Origin of the sequence: Streptomyces sp. NBC_01426 (assembly GCF_036231985.1) — a bacterium.
Lineage (GTDB): Bacteria > Actinomycetota > Actinomycetes > Streptomycetales > Streptomycetaceae > Streptomyces.
Genome location: NZ_CP109501.1, coordinates 704,679 through 718,849, shown reverse-complemented (window position 1 = coordinate 718,849; position 14,171 = coordinate 704,679). Strand labels below are relative to the sequence as shown.

The following is a 14,171-nucleotide window of genomic DNA, read 5'->3' as shown; positions in this document are numbered from 1 at the left end:
CCACGGGTGAATTCGGGGTTGTTCCCCCAACCCGGATCGACCGGCCCCCTCTAGGTCCTCGGCGTCCAGGAGGCTTCGGAGGGTTCGGGGCCTTCGAGGGCGTGACGGAACTTCTCCTTGAGGGTCTTCGGCGGGGCCTGGGTCTCTTCTCGGGTGTGGATCAGACGGGCGGTGCTCACGCGGAGGTGGCACTCGCGGTGGCGCTGCCTGAGCTGGACCAGCCAGGCGCCGTCCGAGGTGAGGAAGGCCTGACGGGCCGGGACGTCCCCCGGTCTCGCGTGACGGGCCAGGATCCCCGGCAGGTGGTGCAGGGCCGCGTCCTCGGCCACGGCGCGAGCCTGTTCCTCCGTGCCGTTGACGGGGTGGGTGGCCACCAGTGTCCAGCGGTGCAGTTTGAGTTGCACTCCGTCGGCACTGCGCGTCGTCCGGGTGTCCTCCTCGATGAGGACGTACCACTGGTCGGTAGTCATGGCCGGAGCCTAGGTCGTCTCTTCCGGGGTCGGGAAGCACGGTTCACAGCCGTCTCGCCCACGGCCGGGAAACAAGGCCGATGGATCCGGCTCGCGAACGAGCGGTACGGGCGGTACGGGTCGGGGGCGGTGCGGGAGGTACGGGCGGGTACGGCCCGGGCCCGGAACCCCCGCAGGGGCTCCGGGCACGGGTCGGTGGGTCAGGCGGTGCCGGGGGGCATGCCGCCGATCATCTCGGCCAGCACGGTCCGCCGGTCCTCTCCCGGCCGTGCCCGCAGGGGGCGGGCCAGGCGGGCGGCGTCGTAGTGCCAGCGGTGATCGAGGTCCCGGGGGACGTCGTCGCTCTCGCGGAGGTCGGCGCGGGTGTCGAGCAGTTCCGTCAGGTCGAGAGCCAGGTCACGCCAGGACACGTGGCCGCTGGACGCGTTGGCGACCCCGTGCACGGGACGGTCCAGGCTCTCGGTCACGGCGCGGGCCAGGGCGGCCGCGTGCACCCACGCCACTCCGTACCAGGGGTGTCCGCCGGTACCGGGCCGCGGCAGTTCGATCGGCCGGCCCTCGCGGGCGGACTGGTAGAGCGTGCCGATGGCGCCCCAGCGCAACTGTTCGCGCAGCCGGTCGTGCGCGCCCCACACGATCGGTGACCGTACGGCGCTCGCTCCGCCGCGTCCCTCGGTGCCCGCGGCGCGCAGCAGCAGGGCCTCGCAGTCGAGCTTGGCCCTGCCGTACGGGCTGACGGGCTCGTGGGGCGGCGCCTCCTCGGCGACCCGGTCCGTGTCGGGGTGCCCGTAGGCGTCGACGCTGCTGACGAAGACGAACGGTCCGCGGCGCCAGGCGTCGACCATCGTCTCCATGGCCGCCAGGTCCACGTCGTGCCGGGTGAAGGTGCAGGCGGAGTGGACGATGGCGTCGGCGTGCGCGACGGCGTCCCGTAGTCCGGCCAGGTCGGAGAGGTCGCCCTCGATGACGTCGACGCCCTCGCCGGCGATCAGGTGGGCGGACTCGGGCCGGGCCAGCGCCAGCACGGGCCGGCCCTGTGCGGCCAGTTCGCGCACGACGAACGCGCCGACTCCGCCCGTCGCGCCGGTGACCAGGACCGTGCCCGGGCGGATCTCCCGGGAGCGGGGGGCGGGCCTGCTCGCGGCCTTCGCGGCGTTCTGCCGTGCGGCGCGTTCGTCGAGGAGCGTGGTCAGCGCCCGGGGCGTGCGGGCCTGGAGGACGTCGAGGCCCGTGAGGGGCAGCCCGAGGTCCGTACGGAGCCGTTCGGCGAGCTGGACGGCCTTCAGGGAGTGGCCACCTAGGGCGAAGAAGTCGTCGTCGGGCGAGGGGAGGACACCGAGCACGGCGGCGAAGGTCTCCGTGACCGCTTCGGCCCGGGGGCCGGACGGGGCGCTCGGCGTGGACGACCCGGGCAGCCGGCCGTGGTCCAGGGGGCCGGCTGCCGCGCGCGGAAGCGCGTCGAGCAGGGTGACCGTGGCGGGCACGGACTCTGCGGCGAGTGACCGGCGCAGCAGGCCGAGCAGTTCGTGACCGGAGGGGCCGACGCTGTCGTGCAGGACGGCGTAGGCCACGGGCGGTCCCTGGGCGGGCCGGACCACCGTGGCGTCGGCGACCTGCGGGTGGGCGCGCAGGGCCCGCGCGGCCGGGTGGCCGTCGCCGTCCGGGTCGTCGCCGTCTGCTTCCCCGCCATCCGGGCCGTCACCGCGGTCCGGTTCGGCGTCGTGGTCCGGGCCGGAGTCGTGGTTTGTAGCGGCGTCGTGGTTCGGGCCGTCACCGTGGTCCGGGCCGGCGTCGTGGTTCGGGCCGGTCAGGGGGATTTGGTTCAGGGCGAGTTCCGGGTCGGCCGCCACCGCGTGGAGCAGGGCCGCGTAGTCCTGTGCGGCCGTCTCCGCCACGGTGTCGTCCAGCGCGTTCCCGTCGTACTGGACGAGCGCCACCGGCTGTGCGGCGTCGCCCAGGCCCAGGCCGTAGGACAGGGTGAACTTCGCGCCGTCGGTGGGTACGTCGACGTACTCGGCCGACGTGCCCGGCAGGCGCAGGACCGTCGGCTCGCCGAGGACGTCGGAGGTGACGCGGACCAGCGCGGTGCCGTCGGCGCCGCGGGCCCCGGCGCCGAGGCGTTCGAGGACCAGGTCGAAGGGGATGTGCCGGTGGCTCTGGGCTTCGAGGAGGGCGGCGCGTACCCGGTCCAACAGTTGGACGAAGGTCGGGGCGCCGGAGACGTCGACCCGTACGGGCAGGGTGTTGACGCACAGGCCGACCAGGCCGCGCATGGCGGTTCCGCTGCGGTGGGTGCCCGCGACGCCGATGATCAGGTCGTCGTCGCCGGTGAGGCGGTGCAGTGCGGCGAAGGCCGCGGTGAGCGACACCGCGAAGAGCGTGGCGTTGCGGTCCGCGCCCAGCGCCCGCAGGGCGTCGGGCACGGTGGGTGCGAGGGGTACGGTGCGCACGGCCGCGGGCCGGAGCGCGGTGGTCGGCGCGGCCGCCGCGGGTCGGGGCAGGCGCGGGGGTGCGGCGTCGGCCAGCAGGTCGCTCCAGCGGTCCAGTTCCGCCGCGTGGCCGGGCAGGGCGTCGTGCTCGCGGCGGGCGTGGTCGGCGTACCGGGGCGGTGCGGCGAGGGTGTGCCGGCCCGTCCCGTCGGTGGCCGCCGTGTAGAGGACGGCGAGTTCGCCGGCCACCGTCTCCAGTGAGCCGCCGTCCACGGCGATGTGGTGGAACGTCAGCAGCACGGTGTGGTCCTGCGGGCCGTGGCGCAGGACGAGGGCCCGTACGGCCTCGCCGGCCGTGAGGTCGAACGGCCGGGCCGACTCGCGCCGCAGCAGCCCGGGGGCGTGCGTCGCGTCGGCTTCGACGACGGGTACGGGGACCGTCCGCGGCGCGGGAAGCACCTCCTGGCAGGGTTCGCCCGCGCGCTCCGTGTAGCGGGTACGGAGAATGCCGTGCCGGGCCACGAGCGAGGTGAGGGCGCCGGTGAACGCGGCCACGTCGAACGGGCCACGCACCCGGGTGGCGAACGGTACGTGGTACGCGTCGCCCGCGCCGCCGAGCCGCTCCATCAGCCACATGCGGCGCTGGGCGCGGGAGAGGGGGATGCTTCCGTCCTGCGGGCCGGTACCGGAGGCGTGGCCGGTGTCCTTCGGTACGGGGCCGCCCGCGCCGGCGGTGGGTTCGGCCGTCACGCGTCGGGCGGTGCCGGCGCGGGCCCGGCGCAGCAGTTCCCGCTGGAGATGCTGTTGGCGCTCGCGGGCCGCGGAGTCGGCGTCAGTGGACATCGCTGTGCTCCGAGGTCTCGGGGTGGAGGTCGCTGTGGGCGGCCAGGAGGGCGCGTTCGACCAGTTCGGCCTGTGCGGCGACGGTCGGGGCGGCGAAGAAGTCGGCGAGGGAGAGTTCCACGCCGAGTTCCTCGCGCAGGTCGTCGGTGACGGCGAGGGCGAGCAGGGAGTGGCCGCCGAGGGCGAGGAACTCGGCGTCGGCGCGGGTGACCTCGCTGCCCAGTTCCCGGCTCCACACGTCGGCGACGGCCTGTTCCAGCGGGGTCATCGGCTGCGCCGGCGCCTCGGCGGGCCCGTGGTCGGCCGTGTGCGCATGGGCGGTGAGCGCCCGTCGGTCGACCTTGCCGGCCGGGGTGAGGGGGAGCCGTTCGAGGACGGTGACCGTGTCGGGCACCAGGTGGGCGGGCAGGACCGCGGTGAGCCGCTCGCGCAGCGCCCCGCCGGACGGCACGGGGCCGGGCGCGGCGACGACGAACGCGACGAGGGACGCCTCGGGGGTGCCGGCTCGTTCGACGGTGACGGCGGCGTCGTCCACGTCCGGCTGCTCGCGGAGGGTGTGTTCGACCTCGGCGGGCTCGATGCGGAAGCCGCGGACCTTCACCTGGTCGTCGTTGCGGCCGTGGAACAGCAGGATGCCGTCGGTCCGGAGGGAGACGATGTCGCCCGTGCGGTAGAGCCGGCCGGCGGCGGGCTGCTCGACGAACCGTTCTGCGGTGAGTTCGGGCAGGCCCGTGTACCCCTGGGCGAGCCTGCTGCCGCCGATCCACAGTTCGCCCCGGTCGCCGTCGGCCACCGGCCGGCCGTCGGCGTCCAGGACGTGTGCCGTGGCTCCGGCGATGGGCCTGCCGATCGGTATCGGTGCGTCGCAGTCCTGCCCGGTGACTCGGTGGGCGGTGGCGAAGGTGGTGGTCTCGGTCGGCCCGTAGCCGTTGACGAGCTCCAGCCAGGGGAAGGCGGTGAGCACCTCGCGGGCCTGTGCGGTGGCCATGGCCTCGCCGCCCACGACGACCGAGCGGAGCTGGGCGAAGACGCGGGAGCGGCGCGCGGCGAGCTGGTGGAAGAGGGCCGTGGTGAAGAACGCGACCGTCACGCCGTGCCGCTCGACGTGCCGGGCCAGGTCCTCCAGGGAGGGGCGCTGTTCGGTGCAGACGACGACTGCGGCGCCGTTGGCGAGCGCGACCCAGACCTCGAACGTCGAGGCGTCGAAGGTCATGGGCGAGTGGAACAGGACGCGGTCGCGGCCGGTGAGGGTGACGTAGTCGGGTGCGGTGACCAGCTCGGCGATCGCGCGGTGCGGCACGGCGACGCCCTTGGGGCGGCCGGTGGAGCCGGAGGTGAACATGATGAACGCCGGGCTGTCCGGATCGGACGCGTCGACGGGCGGGCCGCTCGTGAGCGGCTCCTCGGGCAGGGCGAGGACGGGACCGGGGAGCCTGGCGGCCTCCAGCAGCTTCGCGTCGCCGACGGTGAGCGTCACCTCGGCATCGGTGATCATCGCCTCGGTGCGCGGCCTGGGCTGGGCGGGATCGAGCGGCACGCACACCGCTCCGGCCAGCCACAGCCCGAGCTGGGCCACGACCGTGCGGGACGACCGTGTGGTCAGCAGCGCCACCCGGTCGCCGCGCACCACGTGGTGGTCGCGCAGGCGGGCCGCGAGGGCGTGGCCGGCCAGGAGGAGCCGGCCGTAGGTGAGGGTGGTGTCACCGTCCACGACGGCGAGGGCGTTCGGGCTGAGTTCGGCGTGCCGTGCGACGAGCGCCGGCAGGGTGGCCGCCCGGGCCGACGGCGGTACGGGCGTGGTGGTGCGGGCGGCGGGCGGCGGTACGGGCGTGCCGTTGTTCGCCGGGTCGACGGGCTGCGGTACGGGCGTGCCGTTCGCCGGGTCGACGGGCTGCAAGGTGGTGGGTGCCATGTCAGGCTCCTTCCGGGCGCGGGGTCCGGCGCTGGTCGAGGAGGGCGGCGAAGGCGCGCAGGTCGGTGCTGAGGAGCAGCTCGTGGGCGCGCGGGCGTACTCCGGTCTCGCGTTCGACGATCGCGAGCAGCCGTGCGGCGACGACGGAGGTGCCGCCGGCGTCGGTGAAGTGGTCGCCGAGGCCGGTGCCGGGACGGCCGAGGAGGTCGCGCACGGTCGTCAGCACGAGCCGCTCGGTGGCGGTGGCGGCGGCGAGGTCGTCCGGGGTGACGGTCCGGGACGGTACGGGGGCCGATCCCCGGGCTTCCTCCCGGGCCACCAGAGCCACCCGGTCCACCTTGCCGTTGGCGTCGAGCGGGTAGCCGTCGACGATCCGTACGGCGGCGGGGACGGCCTGCTCGGGGAGCCAGGCGCGGACCGCGGCGAGGAGGTCCCCGGTCGCGGGTTGGTCGCCTTCGGCCGGCCGTACGTGGGCGACGAGGCGGCTGTGTCCGGAGCTGTCGCGCAGCACGGTGACGACGGCGCTGCGCACCCGGTGGTCCTGCTCGAAGGCGGCTTCCACCTCGGCCGGTTCGATCCGCACCCCGCTGATCTTCACCTGGTCGTCGAGGCGGCCGAGGAAGTCCAGGCTGCCGTCGGCGTTCATCCGTACCCGGTCGCCGGTGCGGTAGAGGCGGTCGATCCCGGACGGCGCCAGTTCGCGCGGCGCCTTCGTGAACCGGCGTGCGGTGAGTTCGGGGTCGAGGTAGCCGAGCGCCAGGCAGTGGCCGCCGACGCGCAGTTCACCGTCCTGCCCGCGGGCGACGGGGCGGCCCTCGTCGTCCGTGACGACGAGGGTGACGCCCGGCAGCGCGGTGCCGATGGGCGGCGGGGTCGGGTCGCCGGCCTCCGGGTCGGTGCCGCGCATGGCGTGGGTGGTGGTGACGACGGTGGCTTCCGCGGGGCCGTAGGCGTTGTGGACGGTGGCGGTGACGTCGGCGCCGGGGCGGCGGCGCATGCGGTCGCCGCCGACGACGAGGTGACGCAGCTTCAGGTCCTGCGGCCACGGCCGGTCCAGGAGCGGTTCGATGGTGGGGGTGGCCGCCACGGCGTGGGTGAGGCCGGTGTCGCGCCACCAGTCGGTGAGCACGTGCGAGTCCCAGCGGGTGTCGTCCGGGGCCGGGACGAGGGCGGCGCCCGAGGTCAGGCCGGCCCACAGTTCCAGCAGGTGCGGGTCGAACGCGACACCGATGAGCAGGGACTGCCGGTCGCCCGGCGCCAGGCCGGTTTCGGCCCGGTACCAGTCCAGGGCGACGGACAGCGAGGGCTCGGCCACGGCGACCGCCTTGGGGCGACCGGTGGAACCGGAGGTGAGGACGGCGTACAGGGCGCCTTCGGGCGCGCGCCGGGTGCCGCGGCCGGAGCCGGCGAAGGCCGCCACCGCGGCGGCGGGGGCGTTGACACCGTCGGTGGGCAGCGGCAGCGGGGTGTGCTCCCCGCCGCGGTGTGCCTCGGGCAGGACGCCGGGGTCGCCGATGAGGCAGGCGACGTCGAGGTCCTCGGTGACGGCCTGGGTGCGGCGTTCGCCGGGGCGGGGGCCGAGCGGCAGGTAGACGGCGCCGATCCGGGCGAGCGCGACGGCGGTGACCACCAGGGCGGTGGAGCGGTCGAGGCAGACGCCGACCAGGTCACCGGGCCGTACGCGGTCGCCGAGGGCGGCGACGACCCGCGCGGCCGCCGCGTCGAGGTCCTGGTACGTCCAGGTCCGCGTTCCGTCGATCACGGCCGGGGCCTGCGGGTCGCGCCGGGCCTGCTCCTCGAAACGGGCGAGAACACCGGTCGGTTCGGCGGCGGGGCCGTGGGCGATGCTCGGCACGGCGGCGGTGTCGGTGCCGTGCGCGGTACCGGTGCTCTGCGCGGTGCCGGTGCTCTGCGCGGTGCCGGTGCTCTGCGCGGTGCCGGTGCTGTGCGCGGTGCCGGTGCTGTGCGCGGTGCCGGTGGCGTGGCCCGTGTCGGCGGGCGTGGCGGGGGCGACGGGAAGGGTCGGGGACTGGGTCATCACGACTCCGTGGAAAGGGTGGTGGTGGCGAGGGCCTCGGCCTGGTCGGCGAGCACGGGGTTGCGGAAGAGCACCTTCAGCGGCGGGCGCGTGCCCAGCCGGGGCTCCAGCCAGGCGGCCAGTTCGGCGGCCAGCAGGGAGTGGCCCCCGCTGTGGAAGAAGTGGGAGCGGGCGTCGAAACGGCCGTGGCCGAGGACCTCGCGCCAGCCTTCCGCGAGCAGGGCCGTCATCGGATCGTCGGACATGACGGACACGGCGGGCCCGGACTCGGCGCCGGTTCCCGGCTCGGACGTCACGCTGTCCTCGGGGGCGGACGTCACCGTGTCGTCGGGGTCGAGCGCCGCCGCTCGGCGGGACAGCGCCGTACGGTCGGGCTTGCCCCCGGCGAGGGTCGGCATGGTCTCCAGCCGTGCCCAGCGGGCGGGTACGAGCGGGCCGGGCAGGCGCAGGCTCAGCTCGGCGTGCAGCGCCTTCTCGTCGAAGTCCGCGCCGTCGGCGCCGTCTTCGAGGAAGCCGACGAGCCGGGGCCCGCCCGTGCTCTCCCGGTCCAGGACGACGGCGCAGGACCGGCCGCCGAGCACCGCGGAAGCCGCCGCCTCGATCTCCTCCAGCTCGATGCGGTGACCGCGCAGCTTGATCTGGTTGTCGCGCCGCCCCAGGAAGTACAGCAGCCCGTCCAGGCCGCGGTAGCCGAGGTCGCCGGTGAGGTAGACGCGCTCCCCGTCGAGCGCGTCGACGGTGACGAACCGGGCTGCCGTCACCTCCGCGTTGCCCGCGTAGCCCTCGGCGAGACCGGGTCCGGCGACGGCGAGTTCACCGACGGCGCCGGACGGCAGCGGGCGGTGGTGGGCGTCGAGGACGAGGACCCGCTCGCCCGGGAGTTCGGTGCCCAGGGGGATCTCGGCGCCCTCGGCGAGGGCGTCGCGGGAGACCTCGTGGACGGTCGAGCTGATGGCCGCCTCGGTGACGCCGTACACGTTGAGCACGGTCGCGTCGGTGTCGGCGAGGACGCCGCGCAGGGCCTCCACGGGGAGGCGTTCGCCGCCGAGCACCAGGAGCCTCGGCGCCCAGCTCTCGTCGCGCAGCGCGGGACGCAGGTCCTCGCGGGTGGCGAGGAAGTAGCTGGTGGGCAGGTTGGCGACGGTGACCCGGGCGGACGCGAGCAGTTCGGCGAGCTCCGCGCCCGTGGGCACCTCGTGCTCGGGCAGGACCAGGCACGCCCCGGCGTGCAGGGTCGGCAGCACCTCCTCCAGCGCCACGTCGAAGGACGGCTGGGCGAACATCAGGACCCGGTCCGAGGTGACGAGGCCGAACCGGTCGGCGGCCGCCGTCATGTGGTGCGTCAGCGCCGCGTGGCCGACGGCGACCGGCTTCGGCGTGCCGGTGGAGCCCGAGGTGTGGATGACGTAGGCGGCGCCGGGGAGTTCGGCGGCCTCGCGCGCGGGCGGCAGGACCGGGGCGTCGATCCGGGCGATCGGCAGCGCTTCCGGCAGGGCCGGGGCGCCGTCACCGGTGAGGACCAGGGCCGGGGCGAGCCGTTCCAGCAGCAGTCCGAGGCGGGCCGGCGGATCGGAGGGGGACAGCGGGCAGTAGACGGCGCCGGTCCGCAGGCACGCGAGCAGGGCGACGACCGAGTCGGTCCCCCTGGGCAGGACGGCGGCCACCGGCCGGCCGGAGGTCACACCGGCGGCGCGCAGCCGCTCGGCGAGCGAGCCGACGCGCTCGTCGAGTTCGCCGTAGGTGAGGCGGCGCGCGCCGCACAGCAGGGCGGGCAGCGACGGGTGGTGCGCGGCCACGGGGTCCAGCGGATCGCGGTCGGTCGGTACGGGCACGGGCTCGGCGGCCGGTTCCACGGCGGTCGGTGCCAGGTCGGCCAGTAGGGTCTCGGGGCTGTCGAGATAGGCGCGCAGCAGGTCCAGGAAGCGGCCGGAGAGCAGCCGGGCGACGTCCTCGCCGAAGAGGTCGTCGTCGTAGTCCCAGACCAGGGTCATGCCGGGCGAGCCCTGGCGCGGGGTGACGCCGCGCCGGTCGTCGGGGAGCAGCACCACGTCGAGGTCGAAGCGGGTGGTGCCGGTGTTGAACCCCTCGAAGAGGGTGATGTCGAGACCGGGTACGTCGATCTCGGGCAGCGGTGCGTCGTGGGCGCTGAACATGACGGAGAACAGCGGGTTGTCGGCGCCGGAGGTGTGCATGCCGAGTGCCCGGGTCAGTTCCTGGACCGGCACGTCCTGGTGCGGCAGGGCCCGGATGAGGGTGTCGGTGACGTCGTACATGGTCTCCTGGGCGGAGACGGCGCCGTCCAGGGCGAGCGCCAGCGGGATGGTGTTGACGAACATGCCCACGGCGTCCTCGTAGCCGAGGGGGCGGTTGCCGACGGCGGTGCCGATGACCATCCGGGAGCGGCCGCTGTGCCGGTGCAGGAGTTCGGCGAACAGCCCCAGGAGCGTGGCGAACGGGGTGAGACCGCGCGAACGGGTGTGGGCGCGCAGCCGTTCGGCGAGATCGGCGCCGATCGTCTGGCGCAGTTGGCCGCCGTTGTGCCGGCGACGGGCACCGGGGCGGACGAGACCGGGCAGCGGCAGGTCGTGGGGCTGGTCGCGCAGCTCGGTCCGCCAGAAGTCCAGGGATTCGGGGGCGTACGCGGCCTCGGCCCGGGCCCGGACGTGGTCCGCGTACGACGAGGCGGGCGGGAGCTCCAGGGGTTCGCCGAGGACGTGGCCGCGGTAGACGCGGAAGACGTCGTCGAGCAGGATCGCGAAGGAGTGCCCGTCGTGGATCAGGTGGTGCTCGACGTGGACCAGCCGGTGATGGTTCTCGGCCAGCCGTACGAGCGTCCAGCGGATCAGCGGTGCCTCGAAGGTGTCGAGCGGTGTCTCGGCCTCGGCGCGCAGGAGATCGGCGAACGCCGCCTCGGGGTCGGCCTCCGCTCCGAGGTCGACGGTGCGCAGCCTCGGCGGACACTGCGGCGCGACCCGCTGCCCGGGTACGGCCCCGGTGGAGGCGACGAGTTCGAGGCGCAGGCCGGGGTGGCGTGCCAGGGTGGCGGCGAGTCCCAGCCGCAGCGCCTCGGCGTCGAGCGGGCCCCACAGGTCCAGCGCGGCGGTGAAGTTGTAGGCGCGACTGCCGGGCTGCATCTGTTCGTGCAGCCAGACGATCTCCTGCGAGGAGGAGAGGGGAAGCATGGGCGATCCCTGAGGTTGTCGGGTCGGATTCCGTGCCGGTCACGGTTGTGTCCGGTGGTCGTGCGGGCGGCTTCGCGGGTCGCGCGGTGCCGTTTCGGGCGTGGGGGGGATGCCATGGGGGGAGTTCGGGGTGCGCTGGGACGCGCGGTGCGCCGGCGTGGGTGCACCGGTGCGGGGGCTGCGGGGCGGCGGTGCCCGGAGGGGCCGGGGTCCGGGGCGGGGTCAGACCGCGGTGTGCGGGGCGGGGCGCAGCGCGTGGGTGAGCGCGTCGAAGGCCCGGTGCGCGGTAGCGTCGTCGAGCACCGCGCGGTCCCACACCATCCGCAGGTGGATCTCCGCTCCCTGGGTGACGGAGACGGCGAAGGGGCCGCGGACGGGTCTGCCGTCGACGTGGACCTCCCGCCCCTCGACACCGGCCAGTCGCAGGGGCGGGCGACGGCTGTCGTCGTCCACGGTGAGCAGCCCGTCGAGGCCTCCGGTCCAGCCGGAGCCGGCGGCGCGCACGGCGGTCACGACGGCGTCGAAGGGCATGTCGGCCCGGTCGAGGTCGTCCCACCACGCGTCGGCCGTCGCCTCCGGGTCGGGCGTGTGGCCGGTGTCGGCCGGGAAGACGACGGTGTTGAGGAAGCAGCCGATGACCGGCTCCGCCCCCGAGGGACGGCCGCCCCACGGGTAGCCGAGCGGGACCACGAGGTCCGGGCCGTACAGCTCGCGGGCCGCGGCGCGGCAGGCGTCGAGCAGTCCGGGGAACGGTACGCCGCCGCCGTGCGCGGGCAGCCGGATCTGCGCGACACCACTGGACGACGCGCCGTCGGGCACACGTGCCGGACGGGGTGACGGGGCGTGGGCCCGGAGCGTACGCAGCCGGTCCGCCCAGTACGCGGCCGCCTCGGGCGTCTCCGCCCTTTCCTCGGCGGCGAGTTGGCGCAGGACCGTGTCCCGGTAGGCGACGAGTTCCGCTTCCGTCTCCTCGGGCGCGGGGCGGGCCGTGACGGGCTCCTCGCTGTAGGCGGCGCCGAGTTCGTCGACGATCCGCGCCAGCGAACGGCCGTCGCAGACGGCGTGGTCCAAGGCGATGGCGAGGACGTCCTCCTCGCGCTCCTCGTCGCGTACGAGGAAGAGCCGCAGGGGGGAACCCTGCGCGTCCCAGGAGGACAGCGCGCGACGGAGCGTGTCGGCGGGCCGCTCCCCCGGCATCGGGGCCGGCCGGGTCACCTCGACGTCCGGATCGGCGACGCGCAGGACGGGAGTTCCGCGTACGACGGCCGGCCGCGAGCGCAGGGCGGTGTGCCGTGCGGCGAGCCGGTGGGCCGCCGCCCGCAGACGTTCGGGGTCGATGGTTGCGTACGGGAAGGCGAAGAACATCGGCACCAGGTCGGGGCGGCCCGACGGATCCAGCGAACGCACCAGGAGGAAGCGGCGCTGTGCTCCGGTGACGGGCAGCAGGACGTCGGACCGGTCGCCGGCGGCGGTGAGACGCCGGTAACGGGCCAGGTACTGACTCGTGATGCTGAGCACGTGGTTCTCTCTGTCGAGGCTCTGTCGAGGCCGCGGTCGCGGGTCGCTGGTCGCTGGTCGCGGGCGCGCGGAAGGGTGTGGCGGCGGAGGTCGTCCCCGCGCGTCGCGGTACGGGTGGTCAGCGGGTGGGTGCGGGGGCCGGCCGTTCATCGCCGGCGCCGGTGGCGTTCTCCCGCGGCGCCTCGTGGGTGGCGCGGGCGTCGTCGTGCGGACGGGGGCCGTGCGGGGCGTCGTCCTCCGGAGCGCCGTCCTGCGGGCCGGGCAGGTCCCGCATCCGGCGCAGCGGGGAGAGCAGCAGCGGCAGCGGTACGGCGAGGATGCCGACGGCGCACCAGGCGAGGGCCGTACGTGACCCGTAGGACTGGGCGAGGGCGCCGCCGATGAGCGCGCCGAGCGGCAGGGTGCCCCACATGAGGAAGCGCAGGGTGGCGTTCATCCGGCCGAGCAGGCGTGGTGGGCACAGCCCTTGGCGAAAGCTGACCTGGGCGATGTTGTAGACGACCGCGCCGAAGGAGACGACCGCCGATCCGGCGGCGAAGAGGGCCGCCCCGGGGACGCCGTGCCCGGACAGGGGCCACAGCAGGGCGAACGGGCCGGTCACGAGGACGGACAGGAGGATGACCCGGGCCTGCCCGAGCCGGGCGGCGAGGCGTCCGGCGCACAGGGCGCCCAGCAGCCCTCCGACGGCCGACGCGGACAGCACCAGCCCGAGCCCGCCGGGTTCGAGTCCGACGACGCGGACGAGGTGCACGGTCTGCGTCGCCATGAGGACGGCGGTACAGAGGTTGGCGAGGCCGGTGGTCAGGGCGATGACCCGGAGCAGCGGATGGCCGAAGACGAAGCGGACGCCTTCGGCGATCTCCTTGCGCAGGGAGGCCCCGGCGGCGGGCTCGGGTACTTCCTCGGGCTGTTTGACGCGCAGGAGGAACAGGGCGGAGAGCATGTAGCCGATGGCGTCGGCGACGACGGCGAGGTGCGCTCCGACGAGCTGGACCAGCCCGCCGCCGACGCCGGGGCCGGTCACCTGGGCGGTGGAACGGACCGTCTCCAGCGCACCGTTGCCGGCCACCAGCTGGTCCCGGGGCAGGATCTGCGGCAGGTAGCTCTGATGGGCGACGTCGAAGAACACGGTCGCCACGCCGATCACGAGCGCGACGACGTAGAGCTGGGCCATGGTCAGGGCGTGGGCGAGCGCGGCGGCGGGGATGCTCGCCATGGCCGCGGCGCGGATCAGGTCCGCGCGGATCATCAGGGACCGCTTGCGCATGCGGTCGACGAGTGCCCCGGCGGGCAACCCGACGAGCAGGAAGGCGGCGGTCTCCGCAGCGGTCAGGAGGCCCACCTGGAAGGCGGGGGCGTCGAGTTCGAGCACGGCCACGAGGGGCAGGGCCACGAGCGTCACCTGGGCACCGAGCTGCCCGGTGGCGGCTCCCGCGAGCAGCAACCGGAAATCGCGCACACGAAGGGGGCCACCGGCGGCGGCTCGGGATGTTTCGGACATGTGACCGACACTCACCGACCCACCGATGACGAGTCAAAGCAACCCTGTCAGTTTCGGACTTCTTTTGCGTCACCGTGGGGCCAACTCGGGAAATCTTTCGCCCTACCCGGGGTACGGCCGCGTGAATTCCTGCCGATGGCGCTCGAACGCGGGACAGGCGGGGCAAGGGAGAGCAGAGGGCACGGGCAAGACCCGAATGACCCGCCTCACGCTGAGTTACCGGTCCAATCCTGACCGAAAACGCTCATCTATGATCACGCCCCTCCGGAATCACCCAT

At 74.8% G+C, this 14,171-nt stretch carries 7 protein-coding genes; all 7 read right to left on the bottom strand.

What is annotated here, in order from left to right; all coding sequences use genetic code 11:
* Positions 1–50: 50 nt before the first annotated feature.
* Entirely contained in the window at positions 51–470 is a 420-nt protein-coding gene (locus OG906_RS37475; RefSeq protein ID WP_329448773.1) for a hypothetical protein, read from the bottom strand.
* A gap of 200 nt (positions 471–670) precedes the next feature.
* Positions 671–3,742 (bottom strand): condensation domain-containing protein, encoded by a 3,072-nt coding sequence (locus OG906_RS37470; protein ID WP_329448772.1) that lies wholly within the window; start codon positions 3,740–3,742, stop codon positions 671–673.
* Positions 3,732–5,654, bottom strand: a complete 1,923-nt coding sequence (locus OG906_RS37465) for a non-ribosomal peptide synthetase (protein WP_329448771.1) — start codon at positions 5,652–5,654, stop codon at positions 3,732–3,734. Before OG906_RS37465 ends, OG906_RS37470 begins: the two co-directional genes overlap by 11 nt.
* Position 5,655: 1 nt before the next feature.
* Entirely contained in the window at positions 5,656–7,692 is a 2,037-nt protein-coding gene (locus tag OG906_RS37460; RefSeq protein WP_329448770.1) for a non-ribosomal peptide synthetase, read from the bottom strand.
* Positions 7,692–10,874 carry a non-ribosomal peptide synthetase gene (locus tag OG906_RS37455; RefSeq protein WP_329448769.1) on the bottom strand — a complete coding sequence of 1,061 codons (3,183 nt, stop codon included), beginning with the start codon at positions 10,872–10,874 and terminating at the stop codon, positions 7,692–7,694. The genes OG906_RS37460 and OG906_RS37455 overlap by 1 nt, the downstream gene beginning before the upstream one ends.
* Before the next feature lie 222 nt (positions 10,875–11,096).
* Positions 11,097–12,392, bottom strand: coding sequence for a condensation domain-containing protein (locus OG906_RS37450; protein WP_329448768.1), 1,296 nt, complete (start codon positions 12,390–12,392; stop codon positions 11,097–11,099).
* A 118-nt stretch (positions 12,393–12,510) separates the two neighbouring features.
* A complete protein-coding gene (locus tag OG906_RS37445) occupies positions 12,511–13,893 on the bottom strand; it encodes an MFS transporter (RefSeq protein ID WP_329448767.1) in 1,383 nt (460 codons plus the stop codon).
* Between the last annotated feature and the right edge of the window lie 278 nt (positions 13,894–14,171).

Bases quoted from the DNA above. Each gene is read 5' to 3' on its own strand.
- OG906_RS37470 (WP_329448772.1), bottom strand. From the start codon at position 3,742: ATGTCCACTGACGCCGACTCCGCGGCCCGCGAGCGCCAACAGCATCTC.
- OG906_RS37445 (WP_329448767.1), bottom strand. From the start codon at position 13,893: ATGTCCGAAACATCCCGAGCCGCCGCCGGTGGCCCCCTTCGTGTGCGC.
- OG906_RS37460 (WP_329448770.1), bottom strand. From the start codon at position 7,692: ATGACCCAGTCCCCGACCCTTCCCGTCGCCCCCGCCACGCCCGCCGAC.
- OG906_RS37455 (WP_329448769.1), bottom strand. From the start codon at position 10,874: ATGCTTCCCCTCTCCTCCTCGCAGGAGATCGTCTGGCTGCACGAACAG.
- OG906_RS37475 (WP_329448773.1), bottom strand. From the start codon at position 470: ATGACTACCGACCAGTGGTACGTCCTCATCGAGGAGGACACCCGGACG.
- OG906_RS37465 (WP_329448771.1), bottom strand. From the start codon at position 5,654: ATGGCACCCACCACCTTGCAGCCCGTCGACCCGGCGAACGGCACGCCC.